The sequence below is a fragment of the Flavobacterium pallidum genome, from assembly GCF_003097535.1.
GTDB lineage: Bacteria > Bacteroidota > Bacteroidia > Flavobacteriales > Flavobacteriaceae > Flavobacterium > Flavobacterium pallidum.
The window spans coordinates 833,323-858,431 of the sequence record NZ_CP029187.1; the positions used below are offsets into that span (position 1 = coordinate 833,323).

Here is a 25,109-nt window from a genome sequence, read left to right on the forward strand (position 1 = left end):
CCATGGACACCCCGCCTGATGCCGATTGTTTTTATTATTTTTATCCGATGAATCCAAAACCTTTGCTGGCTGTACAGGACCTCAGCATTTCTTTTAGGGGCGCAGCCGGATGGCAGGCAGTCGTACACCATATTTCATATAACCTTTATGCCAATGAAATCCTTGGCATCGTTGGCGAATCCGGTTCAGGAAAATCGGTTTCCTCATTGGCCGTCATGGGGTTGCTCCCTAAAGAGATATCAAAGATTACATCCGGTTGCGTGATTTTTGACGGTAATGATCTTTCTAAATCCGATTCAAAAGCCATGCAGCAACTGCGCGGCAACGACATCGGGATGATTTTCCAGGAACCGATGAGCTCACTTAATCCTTCGCTTTCCTGCGGTTATCAGGTACTTGAAGTGTTGCTAAGGCATACGCCAATGTCTGGAAAACAAGCCAAGGCCGAAGTGATTTCGTTATTTGAAAAGGTAAAATTACCCGACCCGCAAAAATTATACGACCGTTACCCGCATGAAATTTCAGGCGGACAAAAGCAACGCGTTATGATTGCCATGGCGATTGCATGCAAACCGAAACTGCTGATTGCGGACGAACCCACCACCGCACTCGATGTTACCGTACAGAACGAAATCATCCTGCTGCTCAAGGAAATCCAGAAGGAAACAGGGATGAGCATCATTTTCATCTCGCACGATTTGTCATTGGTTTCGGAAATTGCCGACCGTGTTTTGGTGATGTACAAAGGGGAAATCGTCGAACAGGGAAACGCCCTTAGTGTTTTTCACCATCCGGCGCATCTGTATACGAAAGCTTTGATCAGTTCACGTCCGTCGCTCGATGTGCGGTTGAAACGCCTTCCGACCATTCATGACTACCTCAACAATGTGGTTCCTGACGAAGTGGTTTCTGCGGAAGCGCGAAAACAAAGGCAAGCCATATTATATCAAAACGCACCGCTGCTTGAAGTATGCAATGTCGAAAAAGAATATTTCTCGGCCGCCGGATTATGGGGAAAAAAGCATGGTTTTAAAGCCGTGAACAACGTCAGTTTTCAATTGTATGAAGGAGAAACCCTCGGATTGGTAGGGGAATCCGGCTGTGGAAAATCCACTTTGGGAAATGTTATCCTGCAGCTTGACAAAGCGACAGCGGGGCAGGTTTTATACCGCGGAAAGGACATTACCAAACTCAATGCTGCCGATATTAAGGCATTGCGCCGCGAAATCCAGATTATCTTCCAGGATCCTTATTCCTCTTTAAATCCAAGGATTCCCGTCGGGAAAGCGATTATGGAACCGATGCAGGTGCATGGGCTTTATAAAAATGACAGGGAACGCAAAGCAAAAACCATCGAAATCCTGCAGCGTGTGGGTTTGGCAGAGGAACATTTTCATCGTTATCCGCATGAATTTTCAGGGGGACAAAGGCAGCGTATCGGGATTGCCCGTACGATTGCATTGCACCCGAAACTGATTGTTTGCGATGAATCGGTATCGGCATTGGACATTTCGGTACAGGCGCAGGTGCTGAATTTATTGAATGAACTGAAAGAGAATTTCGGGTTTACCTATATTTTCATTTCGCATGACCTTGCCGTGGTAAAATACATGAGCGACCAGGTTTTGGTCATGAACAAAGGAAAAATCGAGGAAATGGCCGATGCCGACGAGATTTATGCGCATCCGCAGAAAGAATACACTAAAAAGTTGATTAACGCGATTCCGAAAGGAAGTTAAATAAAATACCTATGGCCAATATTTTTATCACAGAAGATTACAAAAAACTCCTGACACGTCTGCACAAAATTTCACCTGAATCCCAGCCTTTATGGGGTAAGATGAATGTATCGCAAATGCTGCTGCATTGCCAGAAACCACTTGATGTGGCTACCGGAAAACTTGTGCTTAAGCATGGGCTGATTGGCTGGCTTTTCGGGAAAATGATTAAGAAAAGCTTCCTGAAAAAATTAGGCTTCGGTAAAAACTCCCCTACGGCACCCGAGTTTAAGATTGTCGACACACCTGATTTTGAAAAAGAAAAAGCAACCTTAATCGGTTTGGTAACGGAATTTGGAGAAAAAGGACCGGCCGTTATTGTCAATAAGAAGCACCCTTTCTTCGGATTAATGACCGACGAGGAATGGGGCATGCTGCAATACATTCATCTGGACCATCATTTGAAGCAGTTTGGGCAGTAAGGTTTAAATGAAAATTTACTTTAAATCACCCATTTCAGGAATATCCCCTTCAATGATCAATTCGGCTTCGGTCGAAGCGATGATGTGTGCTACAGTTACGTCAGGCGCACGTTCCAAAAGTTTAAATCCGTTTGGTGTGATTTCCAAAACGGCTAGTTCTGTAACGACTTTTTTCACACAGCCGACACCGGTTAATGGCAAAGTGCAACGCTTCAGTATTTTGGATTCACCTGCCTTATTGACGTGCATCATCGCTACGATGATATTTTCTGCGGAAGCGACCAGATCCATCGCACCGCCCATACCTTTTACCATTTTTCCAGGGATTTTCCAATTCGCGATATCGCCGTTTTCAGCAACTTCCATAGCACCTAAGATTGTCAGATCCACATGCTGGCTGCGTATCATCCCGAAACTGAACGCGGAATCGAAAAAACTTGCTCCCGGCAACGTAGTAATGGTTTGTTTTCCGGCGTTGATGACATCAGCGTCTTCTTCGCCTTCAAAAGGGAAAGGGCCCATGCCCAACACGCCGTTTTCACTCTGGAATTCCACTGCAATATCTGTGCGGACATAATTGGCAACCAAGGTTGGAATCCCGATGCCAAGGTTCACATAATAACCGTCTTTGACTTCCTTTGCGATGCGCTTTGCTATTTCTTCTTTACCTAACATAATTGAATTAGAAAATTGAGATAATTATTTTTTTCTCACGGTCCGTTGCTCAATGCGTTTCTCAAACTTTTCCCCTTTGAAAATCCGTTGCACCAAAATGCCCGGGATATGGATTTCATTTGGGTCAAGGCTGCCTACGGGCAGTAATTCCTCGACTTCGGCAATCGTAATTTTTCCGGCACCAGCCATAGGAGCGTTGAAATTGCGGGCGGTTCCTTTGAATATCAGGTTTCCGGCTTCGTCGCCTTTCCATGCTTTTACGATGGCAAAATCTGCTTTGTAAGCATGTTCCAGGATGTGCATTTTCCCATTGAACTCACGGGATTCTTTTCCTTCTGCAACTTCTGTACCGTAGCCTGCCGGTGTATAAAATGCCGGGATTCCGGCTTGTGCGGCACGGCATTTTTCGGCCAAAGTACCTTGTGGCGTGAGTTCGACTTCGAGTTCGCCGGAAAGCATCTGGCGCTCGAATTCGGCGTTCTCGCCTACGTATGAAGAAATCATTTTTCTGATCTGGCGCTTCTGCAAAAGCAACCCAAGCCCGAAATCGTCTACCCCTGCGTTATTGGAAATGCAGGTCAGGTCTTTGACATCTTTTCGCACGAGTTCGGCGATGCTGTTTTCAGGGATGCCGCAAAGGCCAAAACCGCCGAGCATGATGGTTTGGCCATCTTCAATCCCTGCGAGCGCTTCGCTGACGTTATTTACTTTCTTATTGATCATATCGTGGTTTTTAGCCCGGATGGAAGCGGCATCCTTTTTCCTGCTTCTTTAGCAGGGAAAAGATACAACGGACAGCCGGAACAGCTTCAAATAAAAATCATTGGCTTAACCGCCCAAATCCAATTCGTCCGTGTCCTGCTCCTGTCCGCCTTCAGTATCAGTGGTGTCTTTTACCGCTGCGGCATAACAATCGACTTTTATGGCAAGGTTAGGCGGGCGTTTGAATTGCTCCATCGAGACTTTAAGGGAGCTGTCACCGTAACATTTTTTCATAAACATCGCCCAGATCGGCAGGGCGGCAGTCGCGCCTTGCCCGTAAGTGATGCCTTTAAAGTGCGCCGAGCGGTCTTCATTACCAACCCATACCCCGGCGGCCAGATCCGGAACCATGCCTACAAACCAGCCGTCGGATTGATTTTGGGTAGTACCGGTTTTTCCTGCGATCGGGTTTTTGAAAACGTATGGATACCCCGTAACACGGTTGTAGCCATTGCCACCGCCCTGCGTCCTTAAACGTGCTCCGGAACCGGATTCGGTAACGCCTTCGAGCAGTTTGAGCACGGCATACGCGATGTCTTTGTTGAGTACGTCGTGTGATTCGGTTACTGGTTTGTAAAGTTCAACACCGTTCTTATCCTCAATTTTGATGATTACCTGTGGTTTGACATAAATGCCTTCATTGGCAAACGTGCTGTAGGCTGCCACCATATCCTCAACGGTAATTTCAACAGCACCCAACGCGATGGAAGGCTGTGCCGGGATGTCCGATTTTACGCCGAGTTTATGCGTGAGGTCTATCACCGCTTCAGGACCTACCTTATCGATAAGTTTCGCCGAAACCGTGTTGATGGAAAGTGCCAGTGCCTTTTTCAGTGTTACCATGCCGCGGTATTCCCCATTGGAGTTGTTTGGGGTCCAGTTTTCGGTGACGTGGTGGCGGCCTTTCGGGATAGTAAAGGGAGAATCGAGAATGGAATCGCAAGGTGACATTCCGGCTTGCTCAATCGCCGTAGCATACACGAATGGCTTGAATGTAGAACCTACCTGGCGCGCGCCCTGTGCCACGTGGTCGTATTGGAAATGCTTGTAATTGATGCCGCCAACCCAGACTTTTACATTACCAGTCTTTGGCTCCATGGCCATCATCCCGGTTTGAAGGAAATGCTTGTAATAACGGATAGAATCGTTCGGGCTCATGACGGTATCCTTTTCACCTTTCCAGCTAAAGACTTTCATTTTGGTCTTGACGTTGAATGATTTCAGGATGTCTTCTTCTGATTTGTCTTCGGCTTTCATAAGGCTCCAGCGCTCGGAATTTTTGCGGGCACGCATCATCAATCTTTCGGTCTCTTCGTCGTTCAGGTTAACAAAAGGCGCGTTTTTATTGGTTTTCTGCTGGCTCCAGAATTCTTCCTGCAGGTTGGCCATATGGTCTGTAACGGCTTCCTCGGCATAAGTCTGCATACGGGAATCGATGGTGGTGTAAATCTTGAGGCCGTCTGTATAAATATCGTAATCGCTGCCGTCCGGCTTTTTGTTTTCCTTGACCCATTCCTTCATGAAATCACGCAGGTATTCTCGGAAATAAGTGGCAATCCCATCAGTATGGCTTTCGGGATGGAAATGCAATGTGATCGGTTTTTCTTTTAAAACGATGGCTTTTTCTTTATCCAAAACGCCGTTGCGTACCATTTGGTCCAGTACGATATTGCGGCGTGTCTTTACGCGTTCAGCGCGACGGACGGGATTAAAGTACGATGGATTGGTAAGCATTCCTACAAGCATGGCGCTTTCTTCAACATTTAAATCTTTTGGCTCTTTTCCGAAATATACTTTTGCTGCAGAACGGATTCCTACAGCAGTATTGACAAAATCGGCTTTATTGAAATACATCGCAATGATTTCGTTTTTGGTGTATTGCCTTTCGAGGCGTACGGCGATGATCCATTCTTTGGCTTTCTGGATCATCCTGAACGGAAGGAACCTGGAGCCTTCACCATGGAAAAGCATTTTGGCAAGCTGTTGCGTCAGGGTACTCGCACCACCATTGGTCCCCAGCCTCATCATAGCACCGACGGTACGTTTACCGTCAATTCCTGAATGCTCGTAAAAACGCTCATCTTCAGTAGCGACCAGCGCCTTGACAAGGTCTTGCGGCAAATCGGAATATTTTACCGAAGTTCGGTTTTCGTTATAGAACTTCCCAATGGTTACCCCATCTGCGGAAATAATTTCAGTAGCCAAATTCGAATTCGGGTTCTCCAATTCGTCAAAAGATGGCATATGCCCCAGGAGTCCCCACGAAGCCAAAAGGAAGAAAAGGAAAATCCCGCCCAGGGTATACAAAAATACCCGCCAGAATTTCTTCCTGTAGTATTCGATATCTTTTACGACATCGGGTTTATTGTTGTTTTTTTTGATTGCCATAATTTAGTCTGTTGATTCAATCCTGAAACCCACATCTGTGATTCCCGCCAGTTCCGCAACGCCCGGAATCTTTCCGGTCTGACGGACAGCATGGCTAATGCTCACTTTATACTCACCTTGTTTCGGGAACTTCATTTTCTCTTTATAAAACAGCTTGTTTTCCTTGATATCTGTGAAACCATCGCCTAACAATGACCCGTCGGGTGCTGTCATCTGGTATTGCAAAGTATCCACTTTCGTAAGTCCGCCCGGTTGTTCCAATGCCACTATCAAAAATAAATTGCTGAACTGGTAATCGTTATTATCACGCACATTTACAAACAAATCATACGCTTTAGTAGTATCCGGACTTTGGAATTTGAATGTCACCACACTGTCCTTTTTCCAAACAGCACCCACCGATTTGTACTCGTCAAATACGCGTTTCTTATCGCAGGAAACCAGCATCGACAGTGTTAAAAGTAATAATAGACTATTCTTTAGGCCCATTGTTGCCTTGGTTTTTATTGTCCGATGGTCTTCTATTGCGGTTGCGGTTGTTGTTGTTGCGTGGTTTGTCACCAGCCGGTCGGTTTTGTCCTTGTGGCTTAGTTTCACCTGCGGCTTTATTCTCAGCTGGATTCCTGTTCTCGTTCCTTGGAGGACGGTTGTCATTTCGCGGCGGACGATTGTCATTGTTTTGACGGTTGTCATTTCGCTGGCGGTTTTCAGTATTCGGGCGAATCACTTCGCTTGCACCCACCTTTTCACCCGGCTTACGGTTTTTATTATTTGGCCTTTTCTTTTTCTTAGGTTGGTCAAAACGTGTTAAACTTTCCTGGCCCATCGCGTTGTTGAAATCCTTTTCCGGAGCCGGAGCGGCTTCAACAGCATAATCTTCGAGTGAAGACACTTTGTTTTTTTCCTTGTTTTCAGCAATGATTTCCTTGACCTGCTCAATTTTCAGCATGTGCCAGTTTGCGAAATTATCGGTGTAGGCAAACCACATCAATCCTTTGAAAATATCCTGTTTCTGGCAAATTGCCAAACCTTTTTCGGTCATCAATTTGGTATCGAAATCAGGAAAACCTTGTAAAGCATCCATGTAGGTATCTAACTCGTAGTTCAGGCAGCACTTCAGTTTTCCGCATTGTCCGGCTAATTTCTGCGGATTCAATGACAATTGCTGGTAGCGCGCTGCAGAAGTATTCACGCTGCGGAAATCCGTCAGCCATGTAGAACAGCACAATTCCCTTCCACACGATCCAATCCCGCCCAAACGTGATGCTTCCTGGCGGAAACCGACCTGCTTCATCTCGATACGCGTGGTAAATTCACGTGCAAAATCCTTGATCAGCATCCTGAAATCCACACGGTCTTCAGCGGTATAATAAAACGTCGCTTTCGAACCATCGCCCTGGAATTCAATATCAGAAATCTTCATCTGCAATTTTTGCGCGATAGCCAATTCCCGTGCGCGAACCTTCATCGGCTCTTCCTTATCACGCGCTGCAGACCAGATATCGATGTCCTTTTGGGACGCTTTCCGGTAAATTTTCGGAATCTCGGCGTTGTCTTTGACGCCTTTTTTCTTCATCTGGATCCGCACCAATTCGCCTGTAAGGGTTACAATCCCGATGTCATGTCCCGGAGAAGCCTCCGTCGCTACGATATCGCCGATACTCAGGGTCAGTTTTTCCGTATTGCGGTAAAATTCCTTACGCCCGTTCTTGAAACGGACTTCTATACAGTCAAACGGCGCTTCGCCGGTTGGTAAATTCATATTCGAAAGCCAGTCGAAAACCGTCAGCTTATTACAGCTGTCCGTTCCGCAGGTTCCATTGTTCTTACAACCCTTCGGCGCTCCGCCGTCAGCAGTTGAGCAACTTGTACATGCCATGTTTATATGTAGTGCCGCGTCTTGAGCAGCTTAAGTTCGTAAAACGTTCAGTTTGTAAAGATAGTATATTCGCCTTAGCTTACAAAGCCGAAAAACAAATCCGTCACGCTTTCGCAGATTTAAGCAAAAGCCATTCATCCTGTGGAATCCAGTCCGGCTGGGGATCGGTTACTATATGTTCCAGAATTGTATTGTCGTTGAAGAGTTTTCTCATGAATGCCTTCGGCTGAAATGCGGAAAACATGCGATGCCCTTCCGTTACACTTCCCCGGACGACGAGTTCACCTTTGTCAAAGCGCTGCAATTCCTGCGGTGTCAATTTTAGCCTGAAATTATCGCCTTGCGTAGTCAGGTACATCACACCGTTTACCTTCAGCACCCGTGACAACTCCCGATACCAGTCGTCATGCATTTTTTCGGACAGGTGCGTAAAGATTGAAATGCCATAAATCACATCGAAGAATTCATCCGGATAAGGCAGGCTGGCTTCGATGGTATTGTGGTTAAAATCAATTCCGGGCAAATTTTCTTTACACCATGCAATCGTTTTTCCATTGTAGTCCGTTCCATAAAAACGGCAGCCTGGCCCAACGATGTCCGGCAGTTGCCGGATGACCCTACCCGGACCGCAACCCCAGTCCAGTATATTGACATTGCTGAGCTCGATATGCCTTCCGATACAGTTTGCTACGTTTTGGGCACTTTTGATGCTCCCGGTATAGTATTTTTCATAATTCATCTGGAAAGATTCATATATGAGGTAATCCGGCGGCAGTCTGACATTTGGGTTTCGCTTTCTGAAATCCGCATTGTGCCGGTACTTTTTGAGCCACATCAGCGAGAAACGCAGGCGATCCATAAGCATGATAAGCCCTGTTTTGCGCAATAGGCCTGAAAATTGTGCTTTTGTCATCTGCTTATATATTAGGCGTTTCGGTGTCGATTTTGTATAATTTATCAGATAACCTTATGCGGAACGGTAGTTTAAATGAAACCACATTTCCTTTCACGGCTTTTGCTGCGGGAGCATCGCTTACGAACATTTCATTTAAAACCAATTGCTGCTCGCCTGTTGTAGGGCCTTTAATTAAAATCGTATCGCCAACATTGATTTCCCCGGATTCCATATAAAACTGTCCGATGGATGCCTTTGGAAAATAATGAAGGCCTTTACCCACAAGGTTTTTCCTGATTTTTGGCGCAGGGTGCAGGGTACGGGGTGCCGCGTGTACCGCCACTGTCTTAACCGGATTTTCAGAAGCATTTTTAAACATCAGTTTATCCGATTTCCCTTTTTTGAAAATCATATTGCCATTTTTGATTCCGCGACGGATTTCCTTTTGCTCTTCTTCGGGCAAATGGATTACGGAAACGCAATCCGTAGAGCAGCAGTTTTCCATCGCTGCCTTGCAGTCATCACATTGGATAAATAATAAATGACAGCCTTCATTGGCGCAATTTGTATGGTTGTCACACGGCTTCCCGCATTGATGGCATTGGGAAACGATATCATCGGTGATCCTTTCGCCCAGGCGGTGATCGAATACGAAGTTCTTCCCGATGAATTTGCTTTCCAGACCTTCAGCCTTAACCTGGCGTGTGTATTCAATGATACCGCCTTCGAGCTGGTACACGTTTTCAAAACCTTTGTGCTTGAAATACGCACTGGCTTTTTCACAACGGATGCCACCCGTGCAATACATCAATAGTTTTTTATCGGATTTATGCTCAGATAGTTGTTCCTCGATAATCGGTAACGATTCCCGGAAGGTGTCCACATCTGGTTTAATGGCGTTGGTAAAATGCCCGATTTCGCTTTCATAATGGTTCCGCATATCCACAACAATGGTATCCGGATCTTCAAGCAATGCATTGAATTCCTTTGCTTTTAAATGCACGCCGATGTCCATGGGGTTGAAGGTCGGATCGCCTTCGAGCCCGTCGGCGACAATCTTGTTGCGGACTTTTATCGTCAGTTTCAAAAACGAATGATCATCATGCTCTACAGCGACATTGAGCCGGATGCCTTTCATGAAATCATATTTTTCAATCGTGTCCTTGAATTCGTAAAACTGATCGGCCGGCAGCGACAATTGCGCATTAATACCTTCTTCGGCTACATAGATCCTTCCCAACACCTCGAGCGGGTTCCAGGCCAGGAACAATTCATTACGGAATTGTGTGGGGTTTTCGATCTGCGCATAAGCATAGAAAGACAACGTGAGGCGTTGCTTTCCGGCGTCGTCAATAAGGACGGCCCTTTCTTCTGCGCTTAAAGTGTTATACAGTTGCATGCTATAAACAGTTTTAAGTTATAAAGTGGGGCAAAAGTAATAAAAAGTGCCTGAGTTACAAAGTACCTGAGTGCCTGAGGTTTTTAAGGTAACGATAAAACCCTGGGCCCGATTCCTTCGGCAGTCGCTCCGCTCGTGTGAGCCGATATCCTTTGTGAGGCACGAACAATAATAAAGGCGAAAGCGGAAAATAGCTCCAAATAAAAAAGCAACCCGAAAGTTGCCTTTTTATTTGTCCTGTGCCTTGCACCCTGAACCCTGTACCTAATTAACAGTACTCGTTATAAGCATCCTGTAAATTCTCGGCGATCAGCTCGGCAGGGCGGCCTTCGATGTGGTGGCGTTCAAGCATGTGCACCAACTCACCGTCTTTGAACAAAGCCATACTTGGCGATGAGGGAGGGAAAGGGAACATGTGCTGGCGGGCGGCGTTTACGGCATCGGTATCGACACCCGCGAAAACCGTTACGAGGTGGTCTGGTTTTTTTGCATTGTTGAGGCTCATTTTTGCGCCTGGTCGCGCATTTCTTGCAGCACATCCGCAAACTGAATTCACCACTACAAGCGTTGTGCCTGATTTTGCGACAGCGTTTTCAACGGCATCGGCACTGTATAATCCTTCAAAGCCGGCGTCTGTCAATTCAGCGCGCATCGGGCTTACCATTTCTTCTGGATACATATTTTTTACTTTTAAAGTTTAACATTTGAAGTTGCAAAGTTAGGCAGAATTGTGGTTACCTATCACTGCATCATCATAAAGATTTGTTATGTTTGGTTTTCTAAAATCAATGGTTATGGAAATAGAAGATTTTAAGGATTTGCTTTTGCCTTTTGGCCTGCTTATCGTTTTTATTATTGGAAGCATCATTATCAAAAGACAAAACTCGGTGAAAAAATCCCTGCAATTCCGTTTGGTTTTCTACGGAGTGGTGATGATTATCTTATGGTTTTCACTGCCTATGACGCCGTCATTATCAACTTTCGGTTATCCTGAAGATATTGCGGATATTGAATCAAAAGAAAAATTGCTCAAATATTTACAGCGCTACAATGTGGCCATTGTAAAAACTACTGAAGTGGTGCATTGGATGATTTTCATTACTGTTTTCTGGCTGTTGTCTATTGTAAGCACCTTAATCAAACATGTGAAATTAGAAGATTCGGCGAAGTAAGGCTTTAATAAACAATCCTTTCGGGCATTGCCATATCACTTTCAGATCTTCCCAAAAAGTCGTCTCGCCGTCCAGGAATCTTAAAATCAGTGCAGGTTTTGATTTTTTAAACATGGCGCTGAAAATCTTCGACCCCAGTTCATTTTTTCCTGCCAGGATATCCAGCAAAAGCAAATCATAAAACCAAAATCGGCTTTTCTGGTGGAATCCCCTGAAGTTATTTTTTTCCTGTAAAAATGTTACCAGCTGCTTTGACAGTTTACCTGCATTTTTAAACGTAAATCCCGTACTGGCTTTTGTCCAGCCGCCTGCTGAACCGATGTGGATGATATTTTTGGTGTTGTTTTCCCAGAACTTATACGATGTCATCGGAATGGCGCCGCGTTCTTTCTCCAGGATTTTATAGTCTGCAATGCCTAGGCCGGAGAGGTAATTGCTGATGGCTTCCCCGTATTCAGCTTCGGGCAATAAATCTTTTGAAAACAACGTATATTCTACAATCGCTTCGGTATTCGAAACTGGTAAAACATACATAAACCGCGTGTTTCCTTTCTGCGGAACCGAGAAATCCATGAAAGTCGCCACATTCGGATCAAAGACCGGAATTTCGGTTTTTATTGTCCAGCCGATGAAATGCTGTTGCAGCAACGGATATTTTTTTTGCTCCAAAACCTGGATTTGATCATAAATGCTGTTGAAGAGCTTTTGGCACGAATAATTTGCGGAATCCGTTTTAACGACAACCTTTCCGGCAGATTTATTATAACCGATGACTTTTTGGTTTAAAAAAGTGATGTTGGGTTGCAGTGAAATGCTTTTCAGGATTTTTTCGTAAAAATCGATACCACGGACCATCTTGTATTCGTATGGTTCCAGATCAAGTTTCCTGCTGAAAGTTTCATTTCGGAACAGGACATATTTCCATTTTTGGGTCAGGATCTTATCCCAGCTTCCTTTACCATTTTCCCAAAAACACCAGGTCCGGTCGTTGGTTTGCTTGGCATTTTCATCCAATAACAATATGCTTTTGCCGGCAAATTTTCCGGACTTAATGATCTGGTCAACGGTCATCAATGCCGCCAGGCCAACGCCTGTGAAAATATAATCGTAATGCTTCATCGAAAACTTTAAAGCATAAAGGTAAATTTTTGAAGCTTACAAACGAAATGAAAATCCAAGGGCCGCATAATAATCCGGTGCATTTTCAGTAATAGCTGTGCCGCCCGAAACATCGACCATCATGTCATTTGAAAGCAGGTAAGTGAATCCTGCGTCCCAGCGGTGGTCGGCTTTGTCTTTTTGTGGTGCGAAACCATATAATTCGACATAACAGCCTGCTTTTTGCGAAAGCGAAATTCCTGTTGTCAGCGTATAAATGAACGTTGGTTCCGGGGTTTCACCATCCCACTCTGCACCAAGATTGTAGCCAAGCGAAACCTTATCGGTTAACGTATGCTGCATCGTAAAACGGAATTCCGGCGCATAATAGGTGGTTTTAAAATCCTTCGAAGCCAGATCCGGGATCGATAAATGCGCGATGAAGGATGTTTCGGGAATGATGCCTTTTTCTTCGGCGAGCCTTGATTTGAAACCCACCAGGACAGGATTGAGTCCCGAATTTTTTTGACCAGATTCCTTTACGGAAACAAACTCCAGGATCAATCGCAATTCAAAGTGGTCGTTAACACCGAATTTGATTAATGATGAAGGTGTAACAACCGCTTCGGAATCCTCATTTATTTTTTCATATGAAAACCCGTTTTCCATCTGGAACATGCCTTTGGGAACAATCGCCGGGGTTTCAGTCTGGTCCGGCCTGTCGGTTTCAATGTGCTGGGTTTCCTGTGCAAATATAAAAACAGGAAACAGCAACAATATAAAAGTAAGTTTTGCCATAATTAATTTTTAGACAAATCTAAAAATATTATTCTGTAAATAAAAATTATATCTATATTTGCTCTGAAAAAAATCTTTTTATTATGAAAGGCAAGTCTTTAGAGGAAGTAAACCAATCGATTTCAACACAAAATAAAACTTCTTTGTTCCGGAAAATCCTCGCATTTTTCGGGCCTGCATATTTAATCAGTGTAGGCTACATGGATCCGGGAAACTGGGCTACTGACATTGCAGGGGGAAGCCAGTTCGGGTATGCCTTGCTTTGGGTTTTGCTGATGAGCAACATCATGGCGCTGCTTTTGCAAAGCCTGAGTGCGCGATTGGGAATTGTAACCCAGCTGGATTTAGCGCAGGCCTCACGGGAGACCTACTCCCCTTTTGTAAACTACATCCTTTACTTTTTAGCGGAAATCGCGATTGCCGCCTGCGACCTTGCCGAGGTTTTGGGAATGGCCATCGGTATTAATTTACTTTTTGATATTGATTTGATCCCTGCGGTCATGATTACGGTTTTAGACACATTCCTGTTATTGTTCCTGATTAATAAGGGCATGCGCAAAATGGAGGCTTTTATCATCGCACTGGTGGCGATCATCGGGGTATCATTTATTTTTGAAATGATTTTCGCGCAGCCGGAATTGCCGAAGGTTTTTGCCGGACTGATTCCCTCGATTCCAAATGAAACTGCATTGTATATCGCCATTGGGATTATCGGGGCCACAGTGATGCCGCACAATTTATACCTGCACTCCTCTTTGGTGCAAACCAGGAAATTCGACAGGAGCAGGACCGGGATAAAACAGGCTTTGAAATATAATTTCATCGATTCTGCCATAGCGCTGAACCTGGCCTTTTTTGTAAATGCCGCCATTTTAATTCTGGCTGCAGCCACCTTTTATAAAAACGGGATGTTTGAAGTGGCAGAAATACAGGATGCACACAAATTCCTGCAGCCTTACCTTGGTACCGAATGGGCTCCAATCTTATTCGCCGTCGCCTTGATTGCCGCAGGACAAAGCTCTACCGTTACCGGCACTTTAGCGGGGCAGATCATTATGGAAGGCTACCTGAATCTCCGGATTCAGCCTTGGGTAAGGCGAATACTGACACGCCTTATCGCGATTGTTCCCGCGGTGATCGTGATTTCTATATTTGGTGAAAGCGTCACCGGGAAATTGCTGATCTTCAGTCAGGTCATTTTAAGTTTACAACTTGGTTTTGCGATTATCCCGCTGATTCATTTCGTCAGCGACAAGAAAAAAATGAAGGGTTTTGCAATCGGGATACCTACCCGGATTGCGGCCTGGATCATTGCCACAATCATCGTTTCGCTGAATGCCAAATTGGTTTTTGACGAATTGAAAGGCTGGCTGGAATCTTCTGAAAACCCAGCCATACTTTGGCTGACTGTCGTTCCGTTGGCCATCGGATTCCTGCTTTTGCTGTTGTATATTGTGTTCAACCCGTTTTTCAGAAAGCCTGTGAGTCGGATTGAAAACCATTCGCCGCACAACCTGGCATTGAAATTTTCAAGATTGCCGGCTTACGATAAGAAAAAAATTGCCGTTTCAGTTGATTTTTCCTCAGCTGATGAAGCGGCCATCAATAACGCTTTTGAAATGGGCGGCATTGAGGCACATTACACGCTCATCCATATCGTGGAAACCGTCGGGGCAATGTATTATGGCGGCAGCATTGAAGACCACGAAACCAGTATTGACGAAAAATTGCTGACGGAATACGAAGAAATGCTGACCCTGAAAGGATACAAGGTACAAACCAAACTCGGCTTCGGCAAACCCAATAAGGTGATACCGGAAATCGTGAATTCCGGCTCATTCGACGTATTGGTCATGGGTGCGCACGGGCACACGGGATTCAAGGATCTGCTCTTCGGGACGACCGTGAATAAAGTGCGCCATAAAATCAGCATCCCACTTTTTATCGTAAAGAAATAAGCTTCATTATTTTTGCCAAAAACAAACGAAAATGACCTTTTCAGAAGAGAACTACCTGAAGACGATTTACCACCTCACCAATCTGACCGACGGCGAAGTGAGCACCAATGCCATTGCTGACAGGATGGAAACCAAAGCGTCTTCCGTAACCGATATGCTCAAAAAACTGGCCGAAAAGGATTTGGTCAACTATAAGAAATACCAAGGCGTTTCATTGACGGATAACGGCCGGCTGGCTGCGAAAATGATTGTGCGGAAACACCGGCTCTGGGAAGTGTTCCTCGTTGAAAAACTCGATTTCGCGTGGGATGAAGTGCATGATATCGCGGAACAGCTGGAGCACATCAAATCCGAAAAACTCATCAACAAACTCGATGATTTCCTTGGAAATCCGACTGAAGATCCGCACGGCGACCCGATTCCAGATGCCCATGGGCGCATCATCAAAATCGAAAAGCAACTGTTGTCGGAGTTGGCAGAAAACCAATCAGGGATTTGCGTAGGCGTAAAAGACACCTCATCTGAGTTTCTGCAATATCTTGACAAACAAGCCATCGCCTTGGGTTCTAAAATTACGGTTTTGTCTAAAGAAAGTTTTGACCAGTCGCTCAGGATTGTCGTTGAAGGAAGGGAGCATGCGATTTCGAGCAAGATTGCGGCGAACCTTTTTGTGAAGCAGATTTAGCAGCCACAACTGTCACTGCCGCAGTTTTTTGCAGATTTTTTCTTTTTGAAAAAGAATTTCCTGACTAAAAATGCCAACGCCAAGGCTAATGTTGAAAAGGCTAATATTTCCTGGATGTAGCTCATTTAAAAATAAATTCCTGTTCCTAAAGTTACGAAATTATATCGGCGCCACGCGATTCTTCTTTCTGGTAGCGGCTTTCAATTTCAAATGCATTTATTGGTTCTTTATTGATTTCGCTTTTTTTTGTTCTGGGCTGCTCCGGTATAAAAAAGAACAGCATTATCAATGAAGCGGGCAGGATTTTCTTCATGCGCTGCCAAACTATTTCAGGGATTGAAAAGCGACCAACGCGACGACATAGGCAAGTGCGCTCATAAAAACCAACTGTGCCATCGGCCATTTCCAGGTATTGGTTTCCTTTTTCGTAATGGCGAGCGTACTGGCGCATTGCATCGCAAACGCATAAAACAGCAGTAATGACATTCCGGAAGCGAAATTGAAGATTTTGTTACCGGTTTCCTGATTGACTTCTGCCTGCATTTTATCTTTGATCGTCGTTTCATTGTCGCTGTCGCCGACGCTGTAAATCGTTGCCAAAGTACCCACGAAAACCTCCCTTGCCGCAAAAGAACTCAAAATCGCAATCCCGATTTTCCAGTCATAGCCCAGCGGCCTGATGACCGGTTCGATGGTTTTCCCCATAATTCCAATATAGGAATTTTCGAGCTTATACGAAGCAATCCTTTCATCAATGTAGACTTTATCAAAGTCTCCCTGCTCTTGTTTTATCTCGTCAAGCACGATATTTTCGGCATTTTTGAAATTTTTCCCGGGGCCAAAAGATGCCAGGAACCAAAGTACTATAGAAATCGCCAGGATGATTTTCCCGGCACCCAGTACAAAAGCCTTCGTTTTTTCAATAACATTCAAACCGACGTTTTTAAACAACGGCAATTTGTAGTTGGGCATTTCAACGACGAAGAACGTTTTTCCTTTTATTTTCAACACCCTATTTAAAATATAAGCCGATAAGACTGCGGTGGCAAATCCTAAAAGATAAAGCCCCATCAACGTCAATCCCTGTGTGTTGAAAATGCCTAAAACCCTAGTTTTCGGGATAATCAGTGAAATGATGATGGAATATACAGGCAATCTTGCGGAACAGGTAGTAAATGGCGTGACCAAAATGGTGATCAGCCGTTCCTTCCAGTTTTCAATATTCCTGGTCGCCATAATCGCCGGAATCGCACAGGCGGTCCCTGAAATCAATGGCACGACGCTTTTGCCGCTAAGCCCGAACCTGCGCATGATTTTATCCATCAGGAATACCACGCGGCTCATGTATCCGGTTTCTTCCAGTATCGAAATGAACAGGAAAAGGAACGCGATTTGCGGGATAAAGATGACGATGCCGCCAATTCCGGGAATGATTCCCTGCGAAATCAAATCGGTGAAAATGCCTTTCGGAAGTGTTTCTGCCGCAAAAGCACTCAGCCATGTAAAACCGTTGTCAATCCAATCCATCGGATAGCTTGACCAGTCAAAAATTGATTGGAAAATGAGCAGCAGTATGAACGAGAAAATCACGTAACCCCAGACTTTATGAGTCAGCACACGATCTAAACGGCTTCGGAAATCGCGTGCATTGGCAGTGTCGATCGTACGGCCTTCTTTGAGGACATCATTGATGAATTGGTATCTTTTTATCGTTTCCTTTTGCTGCAACCGTTTCAATTCTGAATTCGGTTTGGCAAAATTGTGCGTATCAATGGTATTCTTATTCAGGTTTGAGAAATTCACATCCTGCGTAATCACCAGCCAGAGTTTGTACAATGACTGTTTTGGGAATGCTTTCCGTAGGCCGTTGAAATACTCGGTATCGATATTGGAAGCATTCAGGCAAGGCTCCGTGGAAATGGAATTGTAATCTACGATGAGCTTCTTCAATTCCTCGATTCCGGTTTTTTTCCTTGAACTGACCAGTGCAATTTTCGTTTTCAGGTGGCTTTCCAAATAAGGAATGTCCAATGTAATGCCTTTCAGATCCATCCGATCGGCCATGTTGATGACCAAAATCGTCGGAAGTTCAAGATCTTTGATCTGGGTGAAAAGCAGCAGATTCCGTTTCAGGTTTTCTACATCGGTAACTAAAACGACCACATCCGGATAATCCTTATCGTTCTTATTGAGCAGCAATTCGATGACCACATTTTCATCGATAGAACTCGCATTGAGGCTGTACGTTCCCGGCAGGTCCAGGATGATTCCTTTGAATCCCAACGGAAGGCTGCAAAACCCCTGCTTCCTTTCCACGGTGATTCCGGGATAATTCCCGACCTGTTGGTTTAAACCTGTAAGTTGGTTGAACACCGAAGTCTTTCCGGTATTCGGGTTTCCGATGAGCGCAACTTTGATATTGTGGTCGGCCATCAGGAAGGATTTTTGAGGATTTCAATCTCAATCACAGAAGCCGTTTCGAGCCTGATGGCCAGGTGGCTGTCATTAATGTTGAGGAATAATGGATCCCCGAATGGGGCAATCTGCAGCAGTTCGACGGTATTTCCCGGTAAACAGCCCATTTCAATCAACTTCAACGGCACCGCGTTGATGTCAAAATCAGTGATGATGGCTTTTTCGCCTATTTCAAGTTGGGCAATGGTGGTCTGCAAATCTTATTTAGATTGAATAAGGCAAAAGTATTAAAAATTAATGAGATCAGGAGTGATTACATTCCCAATTTTCAAAAGTTAAAATTCCGGATTCCAATGCCTTTGAAGCCGGAATTCGGAATTTGAAATTTGAAATTTTTCCGATATTATTCTTCCGCAGATAATATCGCAATATCACTAATCAAGCGTTGGATTTCCTCTTGTTTTGTGCCGTCATAAAACCCGCGGATGCGCCTTTGTGTATCGACCAGGACGAAATTTTCAGTATGCACCATATCATACAGTTCCGAAGCATTGGCGGTTTTTACAGCCAGGTATGATTTGCGCGCGATGTAATAAATATCCTTTTTGTTTCCGGTAACGAGGTTCCATTTGCTGTCGATGACGCCTTTATCCAAAGCATATTTCTTCAGCACCGGTACGCTGTCCTGGTCCGGTAAAACCGAGTGCGACAACAGCATGACCTTTGGATTGTTCCTGATTGCCTTTTGCACCTCGACCATATTATCGGTCATGATCGGGCAGATGGTCTGGCAGGTCGTGAAGAAAAAATCGGCTACGTAAATCTTTCCTTCATAATCTTTTTGCGTAATGGTTTTCCCGTTTTGGTTTACAAATGAAAAATCAGCAATCGTATGGTTCTTACTGACGTATTGAATTGCCGTATCCACCATTTCGGGGTTCACATCGGAAGGATTAAAAACAGGCAATTGTTTTTTCGGGCTCAGCAATTTATAAGAAACCGAAAGGAAAACCACCGTCAATATGCCCATGGAGATGATAAAAATCCGGTATTTTTTTAGGAAGGCAAGCATCAGCATCATTTTGGCGCAAAAATACGAAAGACTGCATGATCTGCCCACGCATTAACTTTTAAATTAACGCGGTTTCAAAGTTTAATCGGTATTTTTGTTCGACAAACATCTCTTCCAATGAAAATAAATATTAAAAAAGGGCTTGTATTGCCGCTGATTTTATTCGGGATTGCAGAAGCCAATGCGCAGAACGAGCCTGGAATCAATACGGCCAATATGGATAAAACCGTAAAACCTAACGATAATTTTTTCCGTTTCGTAAACGGTGCCTGGCTCGACAAGACTGAAATCCCTGCCGACAAGACACGTTGGGGAAATTTTGATGATTTAAGAAAAAAAGCCGACAAGGATATTTTAGACATTTTAAAAGAAGCTGCTGCAAATCCTGTGTACAAATCCGATACCGATCAGGGAAAAGCCATCAGCCTTTACAATTCGGCGATGGACACCGTGTACCGGAACAAGCAGGGGATCGCCCCGCTCAAAACGTATCTTTCGAAAATCGATGCGGTCAATGACTCCAAAAGCCTGCAGAAATTACTGGCAGAAATGCAATATTACGGCGGCATCGGTTTTTTTGGGGTAAGGATCGATGCGGATGACAAGAACAGCAACCGCAATGTCGTATCACTTTCTCCCGGAAGCCTCGGGTTGCCTGACCGTGATTATTATGTTTCAGACGATGCCGATTCAAAAGAGAAACGTGAAAAATACACCGCACATGTAGCCCGGATGTTACAATATCTCGGACAAAAGCCGGAACAGGCAAAAGCGGATGCCGATAAAATCCTGTCCATCGAAATCGCGATGTCACAACCAAGGTTTGACCGCGTGCAGCGAAGGGATGGCAGGCTCTCATACAACCCGATGTCCGTCGCCGGGCTACAGCAATTAATGCCTTCCGTAAACTGGAAACAATATTTAACGGGCGTGGGACTGCCTGAAATCGATTCGCTGATTGTCACCCAGCCGAAATATTTTACCGCTTTAAACCAAATCCTGAATGAGAAGAAAACGGATTCGTGGAAAGCGTACCTCAAATGGACTTTGCTAAGGAATGCTTCAGGAAGGCTCTCTACGGATATCGAAAAAGCAAACTGGGATTTTTATGCAAAAGCTTTAACCGGAGCACTGAAACAGATTCCGCGCGAAGAACGGGCTTTGCAACCAGTTAATGCTGCGCTCGGGGAAGCCGTCGGCAAATTATATGTTGCCAAGAAATTCCCTGCTGAAGCGAAAGCCAAGGCCGAAAAGATGATCCGCAACATCATGCGCGCTTATGAAATCCGGATCAATAATTTAGCCTGGATGGGGACTGAAACCAAAAAGAAAGCCGTTGAAAAACTCCATAAACTTACAATCAAGATCGGGTACCCTGATCAATGGAAAGATTACTCGGCGCTGGAAATCGTTCCTCCGGCTAAAGGCGGCTCCTTTTTTACGAATGGCCTGAATATTGCAAAATGGCAGTATGAAGAAGACCTTAAAAAACTCCACAAGCCTGTCGATAAAACCGAATGGGGCATGTCACCGCAAACCGTCAATGCCTATTACAACTCCTCTTACAATGAGATCGTATTCCCGGCCGCAATCCTGCAGCCACCTTTTTACAATTATCAGGCTGACGAAGCTGTAAATTATGGCGGTATCGGCGGCGTTATCGGTCATGAGATCTCGCACGGTTTTGACGATTCAGGGGCGCGTTACAACGCTGACGGAAACCTTGTCGATTGGTGGACAGCCGATGATCTGAAACAATTCGGGGATCTGACCGGTGCTCTGGCCGCACAATACAGCGCTTTAGAGCCGCTTAAAGGGACCTTTGTGGATGGGAAATTTACATTGGGCGAAAACATCGGCGACCTTGGCGGTGTCAATGCTGCTTATGACGGGTTGAAATTGTACCTGAAAGAAAACGGCAATCCCGGATTGATCGACGGTTTCACGCCGGAACAGCGTTTCTTCATTTCATGGGCAACGATCTGGCGCGGGAAAATCCGTGATGAAGCGATCAAAAACCAGGTAAAAACCGATCCCCATTCCCCGGCCATGTACCGTGCGTATGTGCCTTTACAGAACGTGGATGCCTTTTACGAAGCTTTCGGCATCAAACCTGGTGACGGCATGTTTGTCCCGTCTGAAAAAAGGGTCAGGATCTGGTAAAAATAAAAAATCCCCTTGATGGGGATTTTTTATGGGTTGGGTTCAATGTGGATCAGTACGTCGGCTACTTCAGGAATGTGATGCTGGATGGCATCTTTCAGGCGGTGGGCGATTTCATGTCCTTTAGTGACCGTAATTTCCCCGTCTACCGTGAGATGCAAGTCAACCAGATAAGTCATTCCTGTTTTCCTTACGAAGCATTTTTCAGTATCGATAACACCTTCAACGGTTTTGGCAATACCGCGGATCTGCAGGATGACATCTTCGTATAAATGTTCGTCGAGGATTTCGCCCAAAGCCGGCCTGAAAATCATGTACGCGTTATAAATGATGAAGAAGGATGCCAGCAAAGCAGCCCAATCATCGGCTGTTTCATAACCCGGGCCGAAAATAATCGCAATCGAAATCCCTATAAATGCCATCGCCGAAGTGATCGCATCGCTGCGGTGGTGCCAGGCATCGGCCTTTAGGGAACTGCTGTTGACATCGTCGCTTTTTTTTGAAACGATGCGGTAAAAGATTTCTTTGATAATGACAATGGCTCCGAGTACAATCAATGTAAATTTCTCAGGCGTTTTGTGCGGCGTGACGATGTTGTGGATGCTTTCGTAAGCAATGATTGTGGCCGAAACCAAGAGGAATCCGACTACTGCAAACGTCACCAAAGCTTCAGCCCGGCCGTGCCCGTATGGATGGTTTTCATCGGCAGGCTTGCTCGAATACCTTATGCCGAAAAGCACCAATACCGATGAAAAAACATCAGTTGCCGATTCAATCGCATCGGCAATCAGCGCATACGAATTCCCGAAATAACCCGCAATGCCTTTGGCGAAAGCCAGTGCCATATTCCCGAAAATGCTCAGGTAAGCGGTGCGGACGGCTTTTTGTTTGTTGTCGTTCATAGCAAATCATCGGATGGTAAAGATAACACCAATTCCTTAAATCGAAAAAGGATTGCCGAAACAATCCTCTGAAATTTATCCCTGGAAATCACCGCCGTCATCACCGCTGTCGCGTTTAGGCTGGCGTTCCTTTTCATTTTTCTTTTTGTTGAAACGATACGTGAACGACAGGTTAATCTGCCTTACGCGCCACTGCATTTCGCTGTGGGAATTCAATAAAGGCAGGTTGGTGTCGCTGATCCTTTTCCTTGAATTGAACACATCCTGTACATTCAGGGCGACTGTCGCTTTATCCTTAAATAAATCCTTGCTGAAGCCAAGATTCGCGCTGAAAACTCCCAAACTCCTGCCTTGTGCATTGTTCTGCGGACCGTTGTAAGTCAGGTTTGTCTGCCAGTCGATTTTATACGGCAGCGTTACTTTGGATGTCAGTCTCGTAAACCACGAATAAGCCGTATTGTCGAAATTCTGCGAAATGCTGTTGCCTTTGAAATCCACATAAGTATAATCGCCATCAGTCTGGTTGCGGAAGAAATTAAAGTTGGAATTCAGTTTCCACCATTTATATGGTGAATAATTCAGTGTAAATTCAAATCCGAAGCGGTATTCTGTAGCCAGGTTTATTGGTGTCGATAAGATTACCGGGATGTCATAATCCTCGCCGTCAACGATTGTGACGCTGCCGTCATTGTTTACGATGTCTTTTCCGCCGGAAACCACGGGCACAAAATCGCCGCTTTCTTTCCTGATAAACTGAAAGGAATCAGTCGTTTTATTGAGGTACATCGAGGTGCTCAGCGTCAGTTTGTCCCAGCGTTTTAAATAACCCAGATCCAATGCATCTGTAAAAGCCGCATTCAGGTCAGGATTTCCCTGGAAGATGTTGATGTTACTCGAATAATTGGAAAACGGGTTGATCTGCCTTCCCCTTGGGCGCGAAATGCGTCGGCTGTAGCTCAGCGACAGGCTGGATTGATCTGACACTTCGTAAGTCAGGAAAGCACTTGGAAAAAAGTTACTGTATCTTTTATTGTTAAAATCGGAAGTCGTCAACTGGTTAATCGTGATGTTTGAATCTTCCCATCGCATCCCAAGCAATATTGAAAATTTCTTAATCTTAGTCCCGAATTGCGTATACAGCGCATTGATTTTCTCGTTGTACTGCAGCTCATTGGTATAGCGTGGATTGGGCAGGTAGCGGTTGATTAGGGTATTTAGCGTATCGACTTCATAATCGGTAAGGAGCTTGTTGAATTCGCCTTTGTAACCGGCTTCGAACTGGCTGTTTTTCCCGATTGGCAATACATAATCTGACTGGATCATGTTCCTGGTTTGGCTCTGGTCATTGCTGGTTTTTTCGAATTTCAATACGTCTGAATTGTTTTCGATCTGTGAATTGTCATGGTCGTCATTGGTCGAGAAAGAAGCGTCGATGGTAAATTTATGGCCTTGTTTTTTAAAGTTTTTTGTGAAATTCGTCGAATATTCCACATTCTGGCTGTTGCTTTTCTGGTCGTTGAAACGAGAAGTGACGAACTGGTTCTCGTGATTGGCATCAAAATTATTGTAAGTCACCTCTTCCGGGTTGTTGCCGTTATTCTTCCGGTAGTTGAAGATATTGGTCCAGGTCGTCGATTTATCCAGGTACAAATCAATCCCGAAATTCGAATTCACGCCTTCACTGACGCGCTCATTGTATCTTTTCTCATTGATGAAGTTTCTCGTGGTCCCATCACTGTTTAAATATTCAGTATCGGTAAACGAATTACCGGGATTGTTACGGTAATTGTAACCCGTTGTGGTGAACAGGTTAAAGCCTTCCGACTTGAAATTCAAATTACCCGAAGCGCCATAATTCTCCGGATCTCCGGTTGAAAGGATCAATGTTCCGTTGAGGCCCAGGTTTTTTCCTTTTTTCAAAATAATGTTCAGCAATCCGCCGCCGCCTTCGGAATCGTAACGCGCGGAAGGGTTTGTAACCACTTCCACTTTGTCGATGGCATCGGCCGGGATTTGGCGTAAGGCTTCCGTAATATTAATGGCGTTTGACGGTTTCCCGTCGATCAGGATACGCACATTTTCATTCCCACGCAAGCTTACCACGCCATCGGCATCAACGGAAACTGAAGGAATATTGTCCAGCACATCGCTGACGGTGCCGCCTTTGACCATCAGGTCGTTCCCGACGTTGTAGACTTTCTTGTCAAGCTTGATTTCCACCGTGGTTTTATCGACGCGAATTTCAACTTCATTCAATAAGGTAGCGTCAGGCTCAAGTGAAATGGTCCCTAAATTGGTATTTTCAGTAATGGCTTTTTGCTTGATTTCAAAAGGCTTGAAGGAAATGAACTCAATTTTGATGTCATACGTTCCGGCACTGACTTCAAAATTAAATTCGCCTTTTTCATTGGTGATGCCACCGGTGACGATTTTCGGGTTTGCAGTATTCTGGAGCGTTATCGTCGTATATTCCATTGGAATGGTGGTCCCCTTTTCGACTATTTTTCCTGAAACTTTGACTTTTTCACCCTCAGTGCGTTGTTGTGCAACATTTATGAAGGGGATAAAAAACAGGAACAAAAGGACTGCAAATCTTGATAATTTCATCAGGCTTAATTTTATAGCGCTTTACGACTGCAAAAGTACGG

General features: G+C 44.9%; 22 protein-coding genes. 6 read left to right on the plus strand and 16 right to left on the minus strand.

The genetic code is table 11. The features are described from left to right. The first annotated feature begins 2 nt into the window (after positions 1 to 2). Positions 3 to 1,739, plus strand: a complete 1,737-nt coding sequence (locus HYN49_RS03380; RefSeq protein WP_394336400.1) for an ABC transporter ATP-binding protein — start codon at positions 3 to 5, stop codon at positions 1,737 to 1,739. Between the two features lie 11 nt (positions 1,740 to 1,750). After that, entirely contained in the window at positions 1,751 to 2,200 is a 450-nt protein-coding gene (locus HYN49_RS03385; protein ID WP_108902806.1) for a DUF1569 domain-containing protein, read from the plus strand. A 15-nt stretch (positions 2,201 to 2,215) separates the two neighbouring features. Here the strand turns inward: HYN49_RS03385 and HYN49_RS03390 are convergent, their stop codons facing one another. The 8 genes from HYN49_RS03390 to HYN49_RS03425 form a co-directional block, all read right to left on the minus strand. Continuing rightward, positions 2,216 to 2,875 carry a 3-oxoacid CoA-transferase subunit B gene (locus HYN49_RS03390; protein WP_108902807.1) on the minus strand — a complete coding sequence of 220 codons (660 nt, stop codon included), beginning with the start codon at positions 2,873 to 2,875 and terminating at the stop codon, positions 2,216 to 2,218. Positions 2,876 to 2,899: 24 nt separating this feature from the next. Further along, on the minus strand, positions 2,900 to 3,598 hold the full coding sequence (locus tag HYN49_RS03395) for a CoA transferase subunit A (RefSeq protein WP_108902808.1): 699 nt from the start codon (positions 3,596 to 3,598) through the stop codon (positions 2,900 to 2,902). A 105-nt stretch (positions 3,599 to 3,703) separates the two neighbouring features. Then, positions 3,704 to 6,025 (minus strand): transglycosylase domain-containing protein, encoded by a 2,322-nt coding sequence (locus HYN49_RS03400; protein ID WP_108902809.1) that lies wholly within the window; start codon positions 6,023 to 6,025, stop codon positions 3,704 to 3,706. 3 nt (positions 6,026 to 6,028) lie between these two features. Then, positions 6,029 to 6,514 carry a gliding motility lipoprotein GldH gene (locus HYN49_RS03405; protein WP_108902810.1) on the minus strand — a complete coding sequence of 162 codons (486 nt, stop codon included), beginning with the start codon at positions 6,512 to 6,514 and terminating at the stop codon, positions 6,029 to 6,031. Continuing rightward, positions 6,498 to 7,904, minus strand: coding sequence for a PSP1 domain-containing protein (locus HYN49_RS03410; protein WP_108902811.1), 1,407 nt, complete (start codon positions 7,902 to 7,904; stop codon positions 6,498 to 6,500). Before HYN49_RS03410 ends, HYN49_RS03405 begins: the two co-directional genes overlap by 17 nt. Positions 7,905 to 8,007: 103 nt before the next feature. Then, positions 8,008 to 8,817 carry a class I SAM-dependent methyltransferase gene (locus HYN49_RS03415; RefSeq protein ID WP_108902812.1) on the minus strand — a complete coding sequence of 270 codons (810 nt, stop codon included), beginning with the start codon at positions 8,815 to 8,817 and terminating at the stop codon, positions 8,008 to 8,010. Between the two features lie 4 nt (positions 8,818 to 8,821). Then, entirely contained in the window at positions 8,822 to 10,198 is a 1,377-nt protein-coding gene (gene trhO / locus HYN49_RS03420) for an oxygen-dependent tRNA uridine(34) hydroxylase TrhO (protein ID WP_108902813.1), read from the minus strand. A 268-nt stretch (positions 10,199 to 10,466) separates the two neighbouring features. After that, positions 10,467 to 10,877, minus strand: coding sequence for a BrxA/BrxB family bacilliredoxin (locus tag HYN49_RS03425; RefSeq protein ID WP_108902814.1), 411 nt, complete (start codon positions 10,875 to 10,877; stop codon positions 10,467 to 10,469). Between the two features lie 115 nt (positions 10,878 to 10,992). Here HYN49_RS03425 and HYN49_RS03430 point away from each other — a divergent pair, with 115 nt between their 5' ends. Next, positions 10,993 to 11,370, plus strand: a complete 378-nt coding sequence (locus tag HYN49_RS03430) for a hypothetical protein (RefSeq protein ID WP_146185044.1) — start codon at positions 10,993 to 10,995, stop codon at positions 11,368 to 11,370. Here HYN49_RS03430 and HYN49_RS03435 read toward each other — a convergent pair. Then, on the minus strand, positions 11,350 to 12,489 hold the full coding sequence (locus tag HYN49_RS03435) for a lycopene cyclase family protein (protein WP_108902816.1): 1,140 nt from the start codon (positions 12,487 to 12,489) through the stop codon (positions 11,350 to 11,352). The genes HYN49_RS03430 and HYN49_RS03435 overlap by 21 nt on opposite strands. 36 nt (positions 12,490 to 12,525) lie before the next feature. Beyond that, complete coding sequence (locus tag HYN49_RS03440; protein WP_108902817.1) at positions 12,526 to 13,266, minus strand: transporter; 741 nt, start codon at positions 13,264 to 13,266, stop codon at positions 12,526 to 12,528. An 83-nt stretch (positions 13,267 to 13,349) separates the two neighbouring features. Here HYN49_RS03440 and HYN49_RS03445 point away from each other — a divergent pair, with 83 nt between their 5' ends. Together HYN49_RS03445 and HYN49_RS03450 are read left to right on the plus strand one after the other, a co-directional pair. After that, on the plus strand, positions 13,350 to 15,224 hold the full coding sequence (locus tag HYN49_RS03445; RefSeq protein ID WP_108902818.1) for an Nramp family divalent metal transporter: 1,875 nt from the start codon (positions 13,350 to 13,352) through the stop codon (positions 15,222 to 15,224). Between the two features lie 31 nt (positions 15,225 to 15,255). Continuing rightward, positions 15,256 to 15,909, plus strand: a complete 654-nt coding sequence (locus HYN49_RS03450) for a metal-dependent transcriptional regulator (RefSeq protein ID WP_108902819.1) — start codon at positions 15,256 to 15,258, stop codon at positions 15,907 to 15,909. Between the two features lie 151 nt (positions 15,910 to 16,060). Here the strand turns inward: HYN49_RS03450 and HYN49_RS15150 are convergent, their stop codons facing one another. From HYN49_RS15150 to HYN49_RS03470, 4 genes are all read right to left on the minus strand, one after another. Next, positions 16,061 to 16,222: a hypothetical protein gene (locus HYN49_RS15150; RefSeq protein ID WP_181369000.1), complete on the minus strand. Its 162-nt coding sequence runs from the start codon at positions 16,220 to 16,222 to the stop codon at positions 16,061 to 16,063. Positions 16,223 to 16,233: 11 nt separating this feature from the next. Then, positions 16,234 to 18,342, minus strand: a complete 2,109-nt coding sequence (gene feoB, locus HYN49_RS03460) for a ferrous iron transport protein B (protein ID WP_108902821.1) — start codon at positions 18,340 to 18,342, stop codon at positions 16,234 to 16,236. Further along, positions 18,342 to 18,581 carry a FeoA family protein gene (locus HYN49_RS03465; RefSeq protein ID WP_108902822.1) on the minus strand — a complete coding sequence of 80 codons (240 nt, stop codon included), beginning with the start codon at positions 18,579 to 18,581 and terminating at the stop codon, positions 18,342 to 18,344. Before HYN49_RS03465 ends, feoB begins: the two co-directional genes overlap by 1 nt. Positions 18,582 to 18,727: 146 nt before the next feature. Beyond that, positions 18,728 to 19,396: an SCO family protein gene (locus HYN49_RS03470; protein ID WP_108904937.1), complete on the minus strand. Its 669-nt coding sequence runs from the start codon at positions 19,394 to 19,396 to the stop codon at positions 18,728 to 18,730. 117 nt (positions 19,397 to 19,513) lie between these two features. Here HYN49_RS03470 and HYN49_RS03475 point away from each other — a divergent pair, with 117 nt between their 5' ends. After that, on the plus strand, positions 19,514 to 21,559 hold the full coding sequence (locus tag HYN49_RS03475; protein WP_108902823.1) for a M13 family metallopeptidase: 2,046 nt from the start codon (positions 19,514 to 19,516) through the stop codon (positions 21,557 to 21,559). Between the two features lie 29 nt (positions 21,560 to 21,588). Here HYN49_RS03475 and HYN49_RS03480 read toward each other — a convergent pair whose 3' ends face one another. Both HYN49_RS03480 and HYN49_RS03485 read right to left on the minus strand, forming a co-directional pair. After that, on the minus strand, positions 21,589 to 22,461 hold the full coding sequence (locus tag HYN49_RS03480; protein ID WP_108902824.1) for a cation diffusion facilitator family transporter: 873 nt from the start codon (positions 22,459 to 22,461) through the stop codon (positions 21,589 to 21,591). Positions 22,462 to 22,536: 75 nt separating this feature from the next. Then, complete coding sequence (locus tag HYN49_RS03485) at positions 22,537 to 25,068, minus strand: TonB-dependent receptor domain-containing protein (RefSeq protein ID WP_108902825.1); 2,532 nt, start codon at positions 25,066 to 25,068, stop codon at positions 22,537 to 22,539. Positions 25,069 to 25,109 lie beyond the last annotated feature (41 nt).

Coding starts and splice junctions, on each gene's coding strand:
- HYN49_RS03380 (WP_394336400.1), top strand. CDS start 3: ATGGACACCCCGCCTGATGCCGATTGTTTTTATTATTTTTATCCGATG.
- HYN49_RS03385 (WP_108902806.1), top strand. CDS start 1,751: ATGGCCAATATTTTTATCACAGAAGATTACAAAAAACTCCTGACACGT.
- HYN49_RS03390 (WP_108902807.1), bottom strand. CDS start 2,875: ATGTTAGGTAAAGAAGAAATAGCAAAGCGCATCGCAAAGGAAGTCAAA.
- HYN49_RS03395 (WP_108902808.1), bottom strand. CDS start 3,598: ATGATCAATAAGAAAGTAAATAACGTCAGCGAAGCGCTCGCAGGGATT.
- HYN49_RS03400 (WP_108902809.1), bottom strand. CDS start 6,025: ATGGCAATCAAAAAAAACAACAATAAACCCGATGTCGTAAAAGATATC.
- HYN49_RS03405 (WP_108902810.1), bottom strand. CDS start 6,514: ATGGGCCTAAAGAATAGTCTATTATTACTTTTAACACTGTCGATGCTG.
- HYN49_RS03410 (WP_108902811.1), bottom strand. CDS start 7,904: ATGGCATGTACAAGTTGCTCAACTGCTGACGGCGGAGCGCCGAAGGGT.
- HYN49_RS03415 (WP_108902812.1), bottom strand. CDS start 8,817: ATGACAAAAGCACAATTTTCAGGCCTATTGCGCAAAACAGGGCTTATC.
- trhO (WP_108902813.1), bottom strand. CDS start 10,198: ATGCAACTGTATAACACTTTAAGCGCAGAAGAAAGGGCCGTCCTTATT.
- HYN49_RS03425 (WP_108902814.1), bottom strand. CDS start 10,877: ATGTATCCAGAAGAAATGGTAAGCCCGATGCGCGCTGAATTGACAGAC.
- HYN49_RS03430 (WP_146185044.1), top strand. CDS start 10,993: ATGGAAATAGAAGATTTTAAGGATTTGCTTTTGCCTTTTGGCCTGCTT.
- HYN49_RS03435 (WP_108902816.1), bottom strand. CDS start 12,489: ATGAAGCATTACGATTATATTTTCACAGGCGTTGGCCTGGCGGCATTG.
- HYN49_RS03440 (WP_108902817.1), bottom strand. CDS start 13,266: ATGGCAAAACTTACTTTTATATTGTTGCTGTTTCCTGTTTTTATATTT.
- HYN49_RS03445 (WP_108902818.1), top strand. CDS start 13,350: ATGAAAGGCAAGTCTTTAGAGGAAGTAAACCAATCGATTTCAACACAA.
- HYN49_RS03450 (WP_108902819.1), top strand. CDS start 15,256: ATGACCTTTTCAGAAGAGAACTACCTGAAGACGATTTACCACCTCACC.
- HYN49_RS15150 (WP_181369000.1), bottom strand. CDS start 16,222: ATGAAGAAAATCCTGCCCGCTTCATTGATAATGCTGTTCTTTTTTATA.
- feoB (WP_108902821.1), bottom strand. CDS start 18,342: ATGGCCGACCACAATATCAAAGTTGCGCTCATCGGAAACCCGAATACC.
- HYN49_RS03470 (WP_108904937.1), bottom strand. CDS start 19,396: ATGCTTGCCTTCCTAAAAAAATACCGGATTTTTATCATCTCCATGGGC.
- HYN49_RS03475 (WP_108902823.1), top strand. CDS start 19,514: ATGAAAATAAATATTAAAAAAGGGCTTGTATTGCCGCTGATTTTATTC.
- HYN49_RS03480 (WP_108902824.1), bottom strand. CDS start 22,461: ATGAACGACAACAAACAAAAAGCCGTCCGCACCGCTTACCTGAGCATT.
- HYN49_RS03485 (WP_108902825.1), bottom strand. CDS start 25,068: ATGAAATTATCAAGATTTGCAGTCCTTTTGTTCCTGTTTTTTATCCCC.